Here is a 16889-nt window from a genome sequence, read left to right on the forward strand (position 1 = left end):
ACCTGAAATCGCGCCCGGCTCCCACGCCTCGCTGTACAACCGACAGCAACGCCTATGCGACACGCTTGCGCTGTTCGGCTAGCTGTGCCGCCGCCTCCCGAATGCCTGATGACAGCACACGCAGTCCGTCCGCGGGTCGCAGGTGAGCATAGTTCTTCAGCACGGTTTCGAGCTTGTCATGGAGAAGCGTGGCCACGGTCAAGTAGTCGCCGGGATGCCGGCGAAGGTGGTCTGTCGCAACAATGTGGCGAAACCCATGTGGACCGAATCCGGCGCAGCCCTCGATGTAGGTCGACGTCAGCATCTTCATGCGGTCGAGAATTCCGTGAGCGCTCCATCCCTTCGGCTGCTCCAGCCCCTGCTCCTCCAGAAACGCTCTGTGCTTCTTCGGGCCGACGGCAGCCGCCAAGAAGAAGCGGTTGGTGACTTCCGCGTCAACCAAATGAGGCCGACTCTCGGCAAGGTACCGGTCAATCCAAGGCGCCACCGAAGCATCGACTTCGACCTCGTAATTTTTGTCGGCAGCACCTTTCTCGTTCTTGAAATCGTGAGGTTCAAATCGCAGGCGGTACCGACCTGGGCCAGCGCGGAAGAGGTTGCCTGAGCCGTCCGACTTGAACGTCATGGCCGCGAACTGACTGGCCCGGAGGGGGTTCGACGCCATCAGCCTGCACAGCGTCACGTCTCGAATCCAAGCGCAGTAGTCACGATGATGCGCCGGAGGGGGAGCGGACCGCTCCAACGTCTCGATGAACTCAACCAGTTTCTTGAGCGGGAACTCGTCGTGCAGGACAGCAGCCAACCGCTCCGTCGGGTCCCTGGAAAGGCGAACGCCCATCGCGTCCGCCGTCCGCTCGCGGAACGCGCGAATTTGCCGACGAGCAGTCTCGCAGTGCTGCTGCCATGCGGCCCTTTCGGAGCAGGCGGAAGTGTTGACCTGTTCCGCAATCAGAGTCATTGAGGGCACCGTCGCCCGAAGTTCCGGACGCAGCCAGAGGAAACCAGTCTTGGGCCTCAAGTAGCTCTCGACGAGTTGCAGCAGCACATTGACCCCGTTGTGGAATTTCTTGCCGGAGAAGTTGATGCGCCACCTCGCGTACGAGATGACTTGCTCCGGGTCAGCTAGCCAGGCAAGGGTGTGCGTGTCCGCAGAAGGAACCCCAGGCCCTTCAGGCCGGGGCAGACTGAGCCAGCCAAGGTATGAGGCGAAGAACTGCCAATGAACACCCGCCGTAGGGCACACCTGGCCGTCGACAACCATCCATGGCTTTATGAGCGACCCGACGCGTTCGAGCGGCTTGACGCGCCAAGTATTCCTCGCGCGGGCCTCGTCGCGCATTGGGTCGGTTTTGAGGCGGAGAAGGTCCGTCCACTGCGCTGACAACGCAGCAGAGAACTCCATCGCATACGGCTTGCTTAGCCTGGCTTGCTGGGCCCGACGGACCTTGGTAAAGCTCGTGGTCTTGTCCTTCTTCTCGGCCCCGCGCTCGTACCGGGTGCGACGTGCTGGCGGCAATCGACTGGCAAGGGTTCCAGCCGGCAACTCAAGCGTCGCCTCAAGTCTGGCCAGCTCGTTGACGGCTGCACCCCGTGGCTGGCCGTGCCCATTGGCCCAGTACCGAAGGCTATGAACACCAATGCCGCTGTCCCGGGCAATCTGACGCATGGTCAGTGGCGATGCTTTCAGGCAGTGCTGCAATGCATCACTGAAGGCGGCCGGTAGCAGGTCGCGCTCGCGCAGCGCCTCGGCGATTCGCCGCCAGCGCAGAATCTGCTCTTGCCGGTCTCTCTGGGTGCGCGTTGCCAGGCGTTCCGAAATGGCGTCGCTGAAGCGCAAGAAGAACTTGTCGAAGTCGACGGAGAACTCTTCCCCAACCCGTTTCTCGAGTGTGTAGCCGTGGACCTGCACCCAGAGCCGGAGTGCTGATGCGACGTTCTTTGCTTGCTGCTTCCCGCTCGCATCGAAAAGCGCGACGCCGTGGTCGAGCAGTTGGCCGTAGGTCATTGCTGTCGACGCTGGTTGAGCTGAGCTGCTCTCGGCTGCCGAACGCGCTTGGGTCGTTGCTGAAGATGCGCAGGTTTCGTCCTGATTCTGTGGGGTGGTGAACATATACAGTCTGTGAAGGGCGCTGATAACGGCAGCGTTATTTCCAGAGGCACGGGAAATTGCATGCAACCCACATCGCCATTGAATTGGCGTGCGGCGTCTCCATGCGAATCTGGTTGATGAACACCAGAACGCTCGCCGTTACGGGGGTTGCCACTGCCTAGGCGGTGGGCTCAGGGTCCTCGCTGGGCCGGAACGGTTCAGCGGTCGAGCTATTGGTATAGGCACCCGCTGTTTATTCACCGCGACGGGCTTGGCCGTGCTTTGGGGCGCGGGGCTGTGCAACTGTTGCGGGCAGTACGCTGTGCGAAACTGATGAACCGTGCCGGCCAGGATGTTCCGGAAGCCGGCTGCACAAGAACGAGTAGGCAGACGTGCCCGAAGTCATCCACCTACCTCAGCAACTCCCGGCTCCTGGGCAGCTCGTCCAGGCGCGGAACCGTCGATTTGTGGTTACGGCGGTTCAGGCCAGCAGTGCGGGCGGCGGTGTACGGCCCCAGCATCTCATTTCCATGTCATCGGTCGAGGATGACGGACTTGGCGAGGAGCTACGAGTTGTCTGGGAGTTGGAGCCAGGCACGGCCGTCCTCGAGCACGCTTCGATGCCGGAGTTCGGGAGCTTCGACGAACCTGCTCGCCTAGATGCCTTCCTGAACGCCGTCCGCTGGGGGGCCATCTCCCAGACGGACACCAGCTCACTGCAGGCACCGTTTCGCAGCGGCATCGAGATTGAGGATTACCAGCTCGACCCGCTCGCCCGCGCCATCCAAATGCCGCGCGTCAACTTGCTCATCGCCGACGACGTCGGCTTGGGCAAGACCATCGAGACAGGCCTGGTCATCCAGGAGCTGACGCTGCGCCACCGAATCCGGACGGCATTCATCATCTGTCCTTCCGGCCTGCAAATTCAGTGGCGCGAGCAGATGCGCGACAAGTTCGGCCTGGACTTCCGCATCATCGACAGCGACTCCATGAAGGAGCTCCGGCGGCGCCGTGGGCTGCACGTGAACCCGTGGAACCACTACCCGCGGCTCATCACCTCGGTGGACTTCATCAAGCGCGAGCGGCCGCTTCGGCTGATGCGTGAAGTGCTTCCCGCTCCGGGACAACCCACGTACCCGCGGCGGTTTGACCTGCTCGTTGTGGACGAAGCCCACAACGTCGCGCCGTCGGGCAGTGGCCGGTACGCGACGGATTCGCAACGCACTCAGGCCATTCGGCTTCTGACTCCCCACTTCGAGCACAAGCTGTTCCTCTCGGCAACGCCGCACAACGGCTACCCCGAGAGCTTCTCAGCGTTACTCGAGTTGCTGGACAACCAGCGGTTCGCCCGCAGCGTTCGGCCGAACCCTGAACAGCTGGCTGCCGTCATGGTGCGCCGGATGAAGCGGGAACTTCCCTCGCGCTGGGACGGAACTCCGCGCTACCCGGAGCGTGTCCTTGAAGCGCTCGAAGTCGACTACAGCGACGCCGAGCGCCAGGCGCATCGTGACCTTAGGCGCTACACCGAACTTCGCAGTGAGGGCGCTGGCACAGACGGCGAACGCTACGCGACCGAGTTCGTCCTCAAGCTCCTGAAGAAGCGGTTGTTCTCGTCGCCTGAGGCCTTCCGCCTCACTCTCGACAAGCACCTTCAGTCGCTCTCGGCCGGACGGCGGGCCGCAGCTGCCGCGCCCGTTACCGGGCTTCTGCGACGCCAGATTGAGGGCCTCGAGGACGACGTCGAAAGTGACGACCAGTGGGATGCCGCGACTGACGACGCACTCGAAGCTGCTGCACCGTTGCTGCGACCACTGAACCCAGAGGAGCGCGCGCTAGTCGACAGCCTGCGCGCGCACGCGGCCAAGATGTCCGCCCAGGGGGATGCCAAGGTGCGAGCCCTCATCGCATGGCTTCAGCACACCGTCATGCCCGAGGGGCACTGGAGCAACGAACGCGTCATTCTGTTCACGGAGTACCGTGCCACGCAGAAGTGGCTGCTGGAACGCCTGGTGACGGCCGGCCTTGGTGGCCAGGGTCGGATTCTCATGATGTACGGCGGCATGCCGTCTGATGAGCGCGAGAACGTCAAGAATGCGTTCCAGGCGTCGCCGTCGAAGTCGCACGTTCGCATCCTCCTGGCGACGGACTCCGCCTCTGAAGGCCTTGACCTGCAGAACCACTGCAACCAGCTGGTGCACATCGAGGTGCCGTGGAATCCCAACCGGATGGAGCAGCGCAACGGCCGTATCGACTGTCACGGCCAACGCCAGTCGAAGGTCTTCATCCATCACTTTGTTGGCAAGGGCTACAAACAGCGGGCGCGGGGCGCGGCTGATGCCAATCCAGGGGACCTGGAGGGCGACCTCGAGTTCCTGCTCCGCGCCGCCAGAAAGGTCGAGACCATCCGCGAGGACCTCGGTAAGGTCGGCCCGGTCATCTCTCAACAGGTCACCGAGGCCATGCTTGGTCGCCGGAAGAGCCTGGATACTTCTCAGGCCGAGAGTCAGGCCGAGCCCGCTCGCAATCTGTTGCGCATCCGGCGTGTAGAGAACGAGCTGAACGCGCAACTTGCCAAGCTCCACGGCCAGCTCTTGGAAACTCGCCGGACGCTGGACCTCACTCCCGAGACCATCCAGTCTGTTGTGGAAACCGGGTTGGCGTTGGCAGGACAGCCAAGTCTCATCGAGGGTGCGTTGACAGGCGTCTGGCCGGACCCGACAGGCCAGCGCATTCGATGCCCTGTCTTCCGTGTCCCTCAGTTGGCCGGCACCTGGCAGTCGGCACATGAAGGGCTGGGGCATCCGCATTCTCACGAGCAGCGTCCCATCGTCTTTGACCATGCCCTAGCTCAGGGGCGGGACGATGTAGTCCTCGTTCATCTGAATCATCGACTCGTGCAAATGTGTCTGCAGCTGCTGAGGGCGCAGATTTGGGCTGTTGCCGACAAGCGCTTGAGCCGCATCACGGCTCGTCTGCTACCCGCCAACGAGTCCGATGCGCCCGTGGCAGTTGCTCACGCCCGGCTTGTGGTGCTAGGCGCTGACAATCAACGCATCCACGAGGAGGTCATCTTTGCCGGTGGCCGGGTCAAGGAGGGTCGCTTCACGCGCATCGACCGCCTCGGCGAACTCGAGCGCCTGACAGCCGCTGGCTTACCCCAGCCCGCGCCGCAGAGCTTCTTGAATCGTCTCGAGACCCTTTGGCCGAACCACCGCGACAACCTCTTGCGTGCGCTGGAGGCACGGATGCGCGACCGGACCAAGACCCTGCAGAGCCGACTGGATGAGCGTGCCGACAACGAGGTGACGGCGATGCGCGCCTCGATTCAGGAACTCATCCAACGCATCCAGGCCGAGCTCACAACCGTCCAGCCCCAGCTTGAGCTGTTCACGACGCCAGAGAGGGAACAACTCGACCGCGACCGCGGTGCTCTCGAGCGTCGCCTGAGCGAGCTGCCGCAAGAGATGGAACGCGAGGAGCAGTTGATTCGCGCCAGATATGCCCAGCCGTCGCCGAAGCTCTTCCCAGTGGCCGTCACCTACCTTGTGCCGCAAGGCCTGTCCGCCTGACCATGTCTGTCGCCCGTCACCACAACGAATGGCTGTCGCTGGTCGACATCTCTGGCCCGTTCTTGTCCTTGCCCGTGTTGATGCGGGTGTTCCCACAGCAGCTCGACACCCTGGACGATGGCCTGGCGAGAGATGCGCGCCTGGCATTTTCTGAATGGGAAGACTCGGAAGGCGACCGTGCCATCCACACAGCGTGGATTGAATTCGTGCTCAAGCGGGTACTGCGTCACCCCGATGAAGTGCTACTGCAAGGGCAGGCCATGCCTGCGGGGCTCGAGGTTTTGATTCCGGAGCACGGTGAAACATTGCGCCCAACCTACGCGGTCAAGCTCGCTGAGAACGACAAGCCCGCACTTCTAGTCGCAACTTATCCACCGACTCAAAACCTCGACACAGGCGTTTCTGATGGTCGCTGGCGAACAGCATCTCCCTCGACGCGGATGATGACGTTGCTCCAAGGGGCTGGAATACCACTTGGCTTGGTGACCAACGGCGCCGACTGGCAGTTGGTTGCCGCTCGCCCTGGTGAGTCGACAACGTATGTCACCTGGGACGCGGCGCTGTGGAGCGAGGAGCCACTGACCCTTCGCGCCTTTTGCTCGCTGCTGGGTGCACGACGCGCCTTCGGGGTCGCAGAGACCGACCGCTTGCCGGCCATGCTGTCCGAAAGTGCGCAGAGCCAGCAGGAAGTCACCAACCAGCTGGGTTACCAGGTGCGCAAGGCGGTCGAGGTACTGGTGCAGGCCGTTGACCGCATCAATGCTGACCGCCAGGGCCAGCTGCTCACTGGTGTCGGCGAGAAGCAACTCTACGAGGCGGCGCTTACAGTGATGATGCGCCTCGTCTTTGTGTTCTCTGCCGAAGAACGCGGCCTGTTGCTGCTGGGCGACCCTCTGTGGAATCGGCACTACGCCGTCTCGACGCTGCGCGACCAGCTGCGCGAAGTCCCCGACGAAAACCTACTGACCTACCGGCATGACGCCTGGTCGCGGCTGTTGGCAACGTTCCGCGTCATCTACTCCGGCGTCGAGCACGACCAGCTCCGCCTTCCCGCATACGGTGGTGCATTGTTCGACCCGGACCGCTTTCCCTTTCTGGAGGGCCGCGCAGCAGGCACGCGCTGGCATGAAGTGCCAGCGCAACCACTGTCTATCAACAACCGCACGGTGCTGCATTTGTTGGAGGCGCTGCAGTTTCTCGAGATGCGACTTCCCGGCGGCGGTACGGAGCCACGTCGTTTGAGCTTCCGAGCACTCGACATCGAACAGATTGGTCACGTCTACGAAGGTCTGTTGGACCACACTGCGCGGCGGGCTGAGTCCACGGTGCTTGGCCTGCGTGGCGGTGGTGGCGACGATGTCGAGGTGGAGCTCTCGGTCTTGGAGGCCAAGGCGGCCGAAGGTGGGTCGGCGTTAGTGGACTACTTGAAGGAGCGAACAGGCCGCTAGGCGCCCGCGCTGCTGCGTGACCTGAGCCGCGGTGAGCCACCGAATCCCTTGGCAATGCAAGCGGTGTGCGCTGGGCATGATGGGTTGTACTCCCGGCTTTCACCATACGCCCACCTGCTGCGCGAAGACAGTGCGGGCCACCCCGTGGTCATCCACATCGGCAGCGTCTATGTCACCAAAGGCAGCGACCGACGGAGCACCGGCACGCACTACACGCCGCGCGCGCTGACAGAAGAGGTCATCAAGACCACACTCGACCCGCTGCTCTATGTCGGTGTGGGCGAGGGCACGGAGCCCTCCCTGGAGACCTTGAAGCCACCTGCCGACATCCTGTTGCTGAAGGTCTGCGACCCGGCTTGCGGGTCCGGCGCCTTCCTGGTCCAGGCCTGCCGCTACATGGCCGAGCGTGTGGTGGAAGGTTGGGCACGCGCTGAGGTAACGTCTGACGCTGGCCCGCTCACCGTCCCGGAGGCCATCCCGGCTGGTGCGAGCCACAGCCAGCAACTGCTGCCCTCGGAACCGGAGGAACGGCTTGCGTTGGCTAGGCGCTTGGTCGCCGAGCGCTGCCTCTACGGCGTGGACTTCAATCCCATGGCCGTGGAAATGGCCAAGCTGTCGCTGTGGCTCGTCACACTGCACAAGCACAGGCCCTTCACCTTCCTGGACCATTCCATCAAATGCGGCGACAGCCTGCTGGGACTGCACGACCCGGCGCAGCTCGAGCGCTTTCACCTCGTACCCGTACGCGCCCAGGCACGCGTGGTGGACTACCTGCTGCGTGAAGTTAGGCTGCTGCTGGCCCAGGCTCGTGGCAAGCGCGAGGAGCTAGAGCGCTTCACCGCGCTGGATGTGCGCGATGCCGAGCTCAAGGCGCGCCTGCACCGCGAGGCCGAGGCATCTCTGGCCCGGGTGCGTGTGCTGGGCGACCTCATAGTCGGCGCTGCTTTGTCGACGGCCGGCTCAAACGCCGAACGCAGCGCCACCTTGCTCGATGCGCGATTGGAGGAGCTGCTACTGCAGGCGGGTGCCGCTCTGATGCCGCCACAGGGTGAACGCCTGGCAGCGGACAGCCAGGGCGAAGCAGCGCTATGGCCTCTGCGACAAAGCGCTGAACGCATGCTGGGCGCAGCCAATCCCAGCGGGGCGCCACGCAGACCTTTCCATTGGTTGATGGAATTTCCTGAGGTGTTCTCGGCTACCGGCGCTTGCGGCTTTGATGCGCTCGTCGGCAACCCGCCATTCGTTGGTGGACAAAAGATTACTGGCCTGTTCGGTACCGACTACCGAGACCATCTAGTGTTGCACCTAGCCGATGGCCGCCGCGGCAGTGCCGACCTCTGTGCGTACTTCTATTTGCGCGGCGTGCAAGTATTGCGGTTGGGCGGCACCTTCGGCCTGCTGGCGGTCAACACCATCGCCGAAGGCGACACGCGGCAGGTGGGGCTGGAAGCCATGCTGCGCCAGGGCGTCTCCCTGTATGCCGCGCGGCCGAACTTCGAATGGCCTGGCGCGGCAGCAGTGGTGGCGAGCGCCGTGCATGGTGTGCGTGGCCACTGGCGCGGCACGCGCCGTATCAGCGGTGCCCCGGTGCCCAACATTTCGGCGTTCCTGTCGGCCGAAGACGAGTGGAGCCCTAAGCAGCTGATGGCCAATGCTGGCAAGAGCTTCCAGGGCTCCAATGTGCTGGGCGCGGGCTTCACCCTATCGCCCGAGGATGCGCAGGCCCACATCGCCCGGGCAGCTCGCAACACCGAAGTGCTGTTCCCCTTCCTGAACGGCGAAGACCTTAACTCCCACCCTATGCAGCAGGCCTCGCGCTGGGTCATCAACTTCTGGGACTGGCCACTGGAGCGTTCCGTGGAAGACGGCCAGTGGGCGAACGCGGACGAGCGACGACGGCAACTGTGGTTGCGTGAGGGACGCGTACCGCTGGACTATCCGGGGCGGGTAGCTGCAGACTTTCCGGAACTGTTGAGCATCGTGCGGGGGTTGGTGAAGCCGGAGCGGGACCAACTCACTGGCAATGCCACTGCCGAGGGTCGAAAGAAGAAGTGGTGGCTCTATGGGCGTGACGCCAAGGCGCTTTACCACGCCATTGGGAGGGGGCTGGCGTTCTCACGGCACCCGGAGGGGTGGTCGGACAGAATACCGATGCCGGAGCGCGTATTTGCCTGTTCGCTCGTCAGCAAGCATTTGGCGCCCGCAGCATGTTCGCCGGCGACGGTGTTTTCACATGCCACGGGAGTTTTTGCGTCAAGTTCTTGGCACGAGTTCGCCATCCTGTGCTCGTCGATTCACGAAGTCTGGGCGCGCAAGAACTCGTCTTCACTCGAAAGCAGATTGCGCTACCTGCCGAGTGAGATTTTCGAGACGCTACCTCGCCCCGAAGGGGAGCTGACCATGCTGGAAGTGTTTGGTGAGATGTTCCATGGTCAACGGGCAGACTGGTGTGCAGCGAGCGGAGGCTTGACTATCTTCTACAACGCCCTACACAGCCCGGACCGGCAAGATGGGCGACTGTCGTCGATTCGCGACCTGCTCACCGACATCGACCGCGCTCTGCTGGCGGCCTATGCCTGGACCGACGTCGACCCAGAACACGGCTTCCATGAGGTTGCATCGCTGCCCGCCAACGACAGAGTGCGTTTCACCATCTCCGAAGCCGCCCGCCTTGAAATCCTGCGCCGACTTTCGACGCTGAACCGCCAGCGCTATCAGGAGGAGCAGGATTCAGCCCGAAGCCTGCAAGCCGCGCAAGCCGAACTCACCGCTCCTCGCAAACGGGCAGGAAGGTCTGCCGCCAAAAAAGCCGCAGCGCAGAGAGCGCAGACGCCGCTATTCGAATAGCCGGCTGGACCGACCCGGTGGCAAGAACGATTCACCCCATCAGCCGCGAACGCTTCAACGCCTTCGTGCTGTGGTCTCGTTCGCCAATGGCCTCCGCGATTAACGACGAGGTCGAGTGGTACGCCGACACGAACGAATGGCTTCTCGGGGTGTTGACTCTCGACTTGGTCGACTATGACTGGAGCTACGCCGTGCTCGGCAGGGATGAGGATGGCCGCTTCCGATGGATTGACGGAGATGTCAGCGTCCCGACGCAAAGGGAGGGGAACCAGGCCCTGATGGCTGCGATGCAGCGTCACATCGACAGCGCTGAACGTGTCTTCCTTCAAGGCGACGAGACAGGAGGTCTTCCAGACCTCTTTACACCGCTGGTAGCGGATGACAAGCTCCACCACAGCTTTCGGTCAATGATTCGGTATCCGGCCTGGGCACCGGCCATCAGCATCATCCGGGAGATGATGCGCAACTTCGTCGACATCGACGGCCACTTCGTCCGTGAGTTCCAGACACTTGGCTTCGACGCCCGAACATGGGAGCTCTACCTCTATGCCTACCTGAACGAAGAGTGCCTCCCGTTGGACCGCTCATTCCACGCGCCAGACTACGTCATCGACCTTGGCGATGAACGAATTTGCATCGAGGCCGTGACGGTGAACCCAACGGGTGGTGCCAACCTCGGCAGCGGTGAGCCGAACTTGGACTCCATTTCGGACGCTGAGGCGCAAGAACTGTTGAAGGACTTCGTGCCTATCAAGTTCGGCAGCGCCCTGTACTCCAAGCTCAGCAAGCGGCCTGCTTATTGGCAACTTGAGCATGCAGCCGGTCACCCACTCATCTTTGCTGTCGCTGACTTCCATGCACCGCGGTCAATGCTGTGGACGAGCTCGGGCCTTCAGCGCTACCTGTACGGTTACCACCACGAACACGAAGTAGACGCACGGGGTCAATTGGTCATCCGTCCGATGAAGATTGATACTCATCGCTACGGTGACAAAGAAATCCCCTCGGGCTTCTTCTTCCAGCCCGGAGCGGAGAACGTGAGCGCAGTCTTGCACTCCAACAGCGGGACACTGGCGAAGTTCAATCGGATGGGGCGACTTGCTGGTTTCGAAACGCCGGGGATTCGCACGTTTCGCGAGGGGTTGGCTTACGACCATCGACCTAACGCGACGGCCCCGCGCCACTTCGCCTTCGAGGTTGCTCCAGGGCTGGTTGCGGAGTCATGGGCGGAAGGACTGAACATGTTTCACAACCCGAACGCTGCACGCCCTGTTGACCCGAATCTGTTTCCGTCCATCGCGCACCACTTTTTCGAGAGTGGCATGGTTCGAAGCATCATTCCCGACTTCCATCCGCTGGTGTCAATGACGCTTCACCTCGGTGCTGAGAACGCCGTGGCCCCTTCAGACACGGGCTCGACAGACGGTGAGACCGTCGAGCGCGACCTTTCGGCTCGCCCGCCGATGGCAGACAACAATTGATGCTGAGGCATGCCGAATTCAATGAATCAGGAGAACAGCGGGATGAGTACCGGAGACAACGCGCCAAGTACGGTCGCTAGCGTGCCGGCACTGCTCGCAGCGGCCGTGCCTAGGCCAACGGCAGTGCGCGCCGAGCTTGAAGACCTCGTGGTCAAGGACCTGTTGGGGCCTGCGGGAGGCCCTCACGAGGAGGTCGACGAACCCCGCGTTTCTGACCGATATCTCATCGGCCAGCTCTCGCCTCGGCGCAGCGTCGTCCGTGCCGCTGAGTCCGACTCCCTGGCGTCAGACGGGGCCAGCACGGTCGAAGACGGTAGCACCGACGACCTCGCGCTGCCCATGGACTCCATGGCACCCGCAGCCATTGGTCTGACCTGCACGGTCGACGGGGCGTGTGCGCAGCTTGTGGTCACGCCGAGCTGGGGCCGCTACGCCCGGGAGAAGAGCGAGACTGCGACCACCGCTGCTGGCAACCCGAAGACTGTTTGGCGGCGATACCCAATGGGTGGCAAGGCGTTACCCGTTCCTCTGACTGAGGGAGACATCGCGTCGATTCCAGCAGATTCGAGCCAACCCGATGTCGTGGTGCGTGGCCGCATCCGGCGCCTCGACGAAGACTGGGTGGTCTCGCTCTTCTTGGTCAACGGCCAAGTCACAGCGGGTCGCCGGCCCAAGGAAGATGAGTTGGTTTTCCAACCGGAGCTCGAAGTCGCGGCGCTGGATGGGGCGTCCGTCTTCCTCAGACGGAGCCGGCGTTCCGCAACGGCCACCGATGAGCAGCGGCGGCTCGAGATGCTCTACCGGCGCCATGTGGAATTTGCAGTCGGCCACGGGGTGGCGGTCGACGCAAAAGTATCCACCGAACAGCGCGGCGCGGCAGCTCGCTTGACGACCCGGGTAGCGCCCACCTACGAGGTGCCGATGACCACGCCTCCCGGCGTGGAGGACAACCCAGCCCTAGCCGGTGTGGTGCTAGACATGCAGCGCCTGGCTGAGATGCCCGATACAGAATTGCTGGCGTCGTTGCGAGTGCTGACCGCCAGCTACGGCGAATGGATAGAAGCCAATCAGGTTCGGGTCGATGCGGGTGCCGATGGCCTTGATGAGTTCGATGCAACTGCGAGGCAGTCCTTGGAGGATTGCCGCGAGGCGAGAACACGCATCAATGCGGGCGTGCAACTGCTGGAATCGGACCCGCAGGCGCTGAAGGCCTTTCGCTTTGCAAATCAAGCCATGTGGCAGCAACGCATCCATGCCTTGCTGGCGGAGCGACGGCGCGCAAGCACGCCGGGGACTTTAGAAGAGCTGGACCAACCCGGCAACAGGAGCTGGCGCCCGTTCCAGTTGGCGTTTGTGTTGCTCAACCTTCCTGGTGTCACCCGCTTGGACGATGCGGACCGCAGCGAGAACGCGACCGCGCTGGCTGACCTGCTGTGGTTCCCGACCGGCGGTGGCAAGACCGAGGCGTATCTGGGTCTGACGGCCTACACCATAGGTCTGCGGCGCCTGCAGGGGGTCGTGGGCGGGCGGCTCGGTCACGCAGGTGTGGCTGTCATCATGCGCTACACGCTGCGGCTGCTCACGTTGCAACAGTTTCAGCGCGCATCAGCTCTCATGTGCGCCTGCGAGGTCATCCGCCGGGCAGATACCGGTACCTGGGGTGCCGAGCCTTTCCGCATCGGGCTTTGGGTGGGGCAACGCACCACGCCGAACACCATTGAGGATGCACATGAGGCCATCCTCAGGGCGCACGGCGCGGGTGCCGGACGTGGTGGCGCCGGTTCGCCGCTGCAGTTGACGAACTGCCCGTGGTGCGGCAGCGAAATCAAGTCTGGCCAGGACGTTTCGGTAGAGACCTATAACCGTGGTCGAGCCCGTGTCTTCACCTTCTGCGGTGACCAGCTGGGTCGATGCGATTTCAGCCGTGCAATGTCGCCGGACGAGGGCATCCCCGTGCTAACCGTCGACGAGGAAATCTACCGACGCTTGCCAGCGCTATTGATTGCCACCGTCGATAAGTTTGCACAGATGCCATGGAACGGCAAGACGCAGATGCTGTTCGGGCAGGTCGACGGCTATTGCCCTCGACATGGATTCACTTCGCCATGCATGGAGGACGCCGGCCTGCATCCGGCTCGCAATGGCATGGCTGCCGTGCGGAGGGTCGACCACGGCCCGCTGCGCCCACCAGACCTCATCATCCAAGACGAGTTGCATCTGATTTCCGGCCCGCTAGGCAGCCTGGTGGGACTGTACGAGACGGCAGTCGACGAGCTATGTACTTGGACCGTCGATGGACGCAAAGTGCGGCCCAAGGTCATTGCGTCAACAGCCACCATCCGGCAGGCACGTGAGCAAATGCGTTCGCTGTTCTTGCGCGACGTCAGGGTGTTTCCCCCTCAGGGCTTGGATGTAGAAGACAACTTTTTCAGCATTCAACGGCCACCAAGCGACCGATTCCCCGGTCGCCGCTATATCGGTGTGGCCGCGTTTGGGCGGCGATTGAAGCTAGCCCTCATTCGTGTTTACGTAGCCCAATTGGCCGCCAGTCAAGCACTGTTCGTGAAGTACGGCAAGTGCGTCGACCCGTGGATGACGCTGCTGGGATACTTCAACTCGATGCGCGAGCTCGGGGGCATGCGGCGGTTGGTGGACGACGACGTTCGCTCGCGCCTCCGCGACATGGACCGGCGCGGCTTAGTGCGCCGCCACACACCCGCCCTGGAAGAACTCACTTCTCGCAAGAACTCTCGAGACATCCCGGCCTTGCTGGACCGACTCGAGGTTCAGCATGACCCGGCATTGCCTCCCCATGCCAAGCGCCAGGCGGGGCATGCAGGGCCCAACCCGCTCGACGTGATTCTGGCAACGAACATGGTGTCCGTCGGCGTCGACATCAAACGCCTTGGCCTCATGGTCGTGGCTGGGCAACCCAAGGGAACGTCGGAGTACATCCAGGCAACGAGTCGTGTCGGTCGAAACGCGGCTGCTCCCGGCCTTGTCTGCACGGTTTACAACTGGGCCAGACCAAGAGACCTGTCGCACTACGAGCGTTTCGCGCATTACCACGCGACGTTCTACCAACACGTCGAGGCGCTATCTGTCACACCGTTCGCTGGACGCGCTGTCGACCGCGGGTTGTCTGCCATCCTGGCAGCCTTAGTACGCCTTCCAGGCACGACATACAACACGAATCAAGCGGCTGGCCAGGTAGACCGCACGGCGGCGTTGGTGCAGGCCGCAGTGGCCGCCATCGCCCGACGGGCTGCGGAGGTAACGCAGTCTGCCGCTGAAGGCCAAAAGGTACAGAGCCAGCTTCAACATCGCCTGGACCGTTGGCTGCGCGAGGCGGCACCCAAACCGGGAGGAGCACGCCTCGGGTACCAAAGCCAGCGCGACGGGTTGACATTGGCGCTGTTGCAGAAGGCGGGCCTCGGCGAGTGGGATACCTTCACCTGCCTCGGCTCACTACGTGACGTCGAGCCCAGCGTCAATTTGTTGCTCGACGACCGACCACTTGATGACGGGTACGGACAGGGGTACAGCGACCCTGTCAGCAGCGATGCTGGCACCTTGGCCATCCAAATTGGGGCCGCAATCAATCGGGGAGGGCAAGGCTGATGGCCGAGCACAGAGTGGGCGACGTGCGCCCGACACAGCTGCTGCACACCTACGGCGTGGGTGCCATGATGGATTTGCCGAACATCGCGGCCATGGTGATGGGCCTTGATGACTGGAAGCTGCAGTACGCGATACCAGTCGGCGAGGAGCGTTTACTCGCCGCCGTCCGCGGCCAGCTTGGGAGTCAAGTAGAGCGCTTGATGCTTCCACCGGTCGACCCGGATGAATCGAGCCGTGACCCGCTGAACGGTCCTCGCATTGGCGTTCCGGTGGCAGCGTTCCCGCAGTGGTACCGCTGTCCGTGGTGCGACCTTGTCGCCCCGCTGAGTTCCGGCCTGTTCGAACTGCAAGCTGACGCCTACCGGCCGGACAGGGTTCGGTATCGCCACACGGCTTGCAACAAGAGCCCTATTCCTCCTGCGGTTCTACCGACGCGCTTTCAGATGGCCTGTAAGCATGGCCACATGGACGACTTTCCATGGCTGCGATTCGTCCACAGTGGTGACAGGAATTGCAACGGCCCGCTTCGGCTAAAAAAAGCCGGCGCCGGTGATGATGCGGCGAACCTCCTTGTCGAGTGCGACAGCTGCGGAGCGAAGCGCTCCATGGTGGATGCCTTCGGAGAGTCGGCCGGTTCGGACCCAATGTTCGTCTGCCGGGGGCGGCGACCGCATCTACGGGACTTCGAGCCGGGTGGATGCACAGAGCAATCGGAGACTATGCTGCTCGGCGCATCGAACAGTTGGTTCGGCATCACACTTTCGGCGCTCTCGATTCCACGCCATGCCGACCCGCTGCCTCAGCTCGTCGAAGACAAGTGGGTCATGCTGCAGCACGTCGCCTCCCAGGAAGTTCTCGCCGCGTTTCGTGCCGTCGGCAATCTCCGCGGGTTCGAGGAATTCGATGACGGTCGAGTCTGGGGCGCGATTCAAGCGAAGCGCTCTGGCACAGAAGCGACGGTCGAGAGTGCGGACCTTAAGCAGCCCGAATGGCAAGTCTTCTCGACGCCGGACCCCGCGAAAAACACTGGGGATTTCGAGCTGACTCCAGTCGCGCCACCAAGTGGATTTGAGGCGTATTTTGAGAAGGTTGTGCAAGTGGAGCGGCTGCGCGAAGTGCGGGCGCTTGTAGGTTTCACACGAATTGATTCGCCTGGCGACTATTCAGACCCGAGCGACATTCCGGATGAACTGAGAGCTCCGTTGTCCCGCAACGCTCCGACCTGGGTACCCGTCTCGGAAGTGCGTGGGGAGGGTCTGTTTCTCCACTTCAAACGCGATGTCCTTCTCGCCTGGGCGGCCAAGAATGCGCCCCGGGACGCCGGTTTCTCAGGAGCTCACCGAGCATGGAAGACAGCACGTGCGATGCCAAACCCCGCGGCTGGTTATCCTGGGCTTCGCTTTGCGCTCATCCACTCCTTCTCCCATGCCTTGATGCGACAGCTCGCGCTCGAGTCGGGCTATAGCTCCGCGAGCATCCGAGAGCGCATCTACTGTGATGACGGCACTTCCGAATCGCAGATGGCAGGGTTGCTACTGTTCACTGCGGCTCCCGACAGCGAGGGAACACTGGGCGGCCTGGTTTCGCAAGGCGAACCCCAACGACTTGGGCGCCTCATCCGACAGGCCCTCGAGTCCATGCAGCTGTGCTCGTCCGACCCGCTTTGTGCCGAGCATCACCCCGGACATGACGGAACCGCGTCGTTGCACGGTGCGGCCTGCCACGCCTGCCAGTTCGCGCCGGAAACGTCGTGCGAGCGAGGAAATAAGTTCTTAGACCGGTCACTCCTCGTGCAAACGCTTGGCAGCGCGGTCGTGCCCTTCTTTTCTTGAGG

At 62.8% G+C, this 16889-nt stretch carries 7 protein-coding genes; 6 read left to right on the plus strand and 1 reads right to left on the minus strand.

All coding sequences use genetic code 11. From position 1 onward, the window contains the following. Positions 1-52: 52 nt before the first annotated feature. On the minus strand, positions 53-2005 hold the full coding sequence (locus tag AC1KAR_RS11350) for a site-specific integrase (protein ID WP_480317525.1): 1953 nt from the start codon (positions 2003-2005) through the stop codon (positions 53-55). Between the two features lie 476 nt (positions 2006-2481). Here AC1KAR_RS11350 and drmD point away from each other — a divergent pair, with 476 nt between their 5' ends. From drmD to drmB, 6 genes are all read left to right on the plus strand, one after another. Further along, complete coding sequence (gene drmD / locus AC1KAR_RS11355) at positions 2482-5658, plus strand: DISARM system SNF2-like helicase DrmD (RefSeq protein ID WP_480317527.1); 3177 nt, start codon at positions 2482-2484, stop codon at positions 5656-5658. Between the two features lie 2 nt (positions 5659-5660). Then, positions 5661-7106, plus strand: coding sequence for a hypothetical protein (locus tag AC1KAR_RS11360; RefSeq protein ID WP_480317529.1), 1446 nt, complete (start codon positions 5661-5663; stop codon positions 7104-7106). Positions 7107-7250: 144 nt separating this feature from the next. After that, positions 7251-9953, plus strand: coding sequence for an Eco57I restriction-modification methylase domain-containing protein (locus AC1KAR_RS11365; RefSeq protein WP_480317531.1), 2703 nt, complete (start codon positions 7251-7253; stop codon positions 9951-9953). A 17-nt stretch (positions 9954-9970) separates the two neighbouring features. Further along, positions 9971-11434, plus strand: coding sequence for a hypothetical protein (locus AC1KAR_RS11370; protein WP_480317533.1), 1464 nt, complete (start codon positions 9971-9973; stop codon positions 11432-11434). Between the two features lie 123 nt (positions 11435-11557). Then, on the plus strand, positions 11558-15055 hold the full coding sequence (gene drmA, locus AC1KAR_RS11375; RefSeq protein ID WP_480317535.1) for a DISARM system helicase DrmA: 3498 nt from the start codon (positions 11558-11560) through the stop codon (positions 15053-15055). Further along, positions 15055-16887: a DrmB family protein gene (gene drmB / locus AC1KAR_RS11380; RefSeq protein WP_480317537.1), complete on the plus strand. Its 1833-nt coding sequence runs from the start codon at positions 15055-15057 to the stop codon at positions 16885-16887. The genes drmA and drmB overlap by 1 nt, the downstream gene beginning before the upstream one ends. Positions 16888-16889: the final 2 nt, after the last annotated feature.

This window comes from Piscinibacter sp. PDB1-1, from assembly GCF_056675995.1.

Coding starts and splice junctions, on each gene's coding strand:
- AC1KAR_RS11350 (WP_480317525.1), bottom strand. CDS start 2,005: ATGACCTACGGCCAACTGCTCGACCACGGCGTCGCGCTTTTCGATGCG.
- AC1KAR_RS11360 (WP_480317529.1), top strand. CDS start 5,661: ATGTCTGTCGCCCGTCACCACAACGAATGGCTGTCGCTGGTCGACATC.
- drmB (WP_480317537.1), top strand. CDS start 15,055: ATGGCCGAGCACAGAGTGGGCGACGTGCGCCCGACACAGCTGCTGCAC.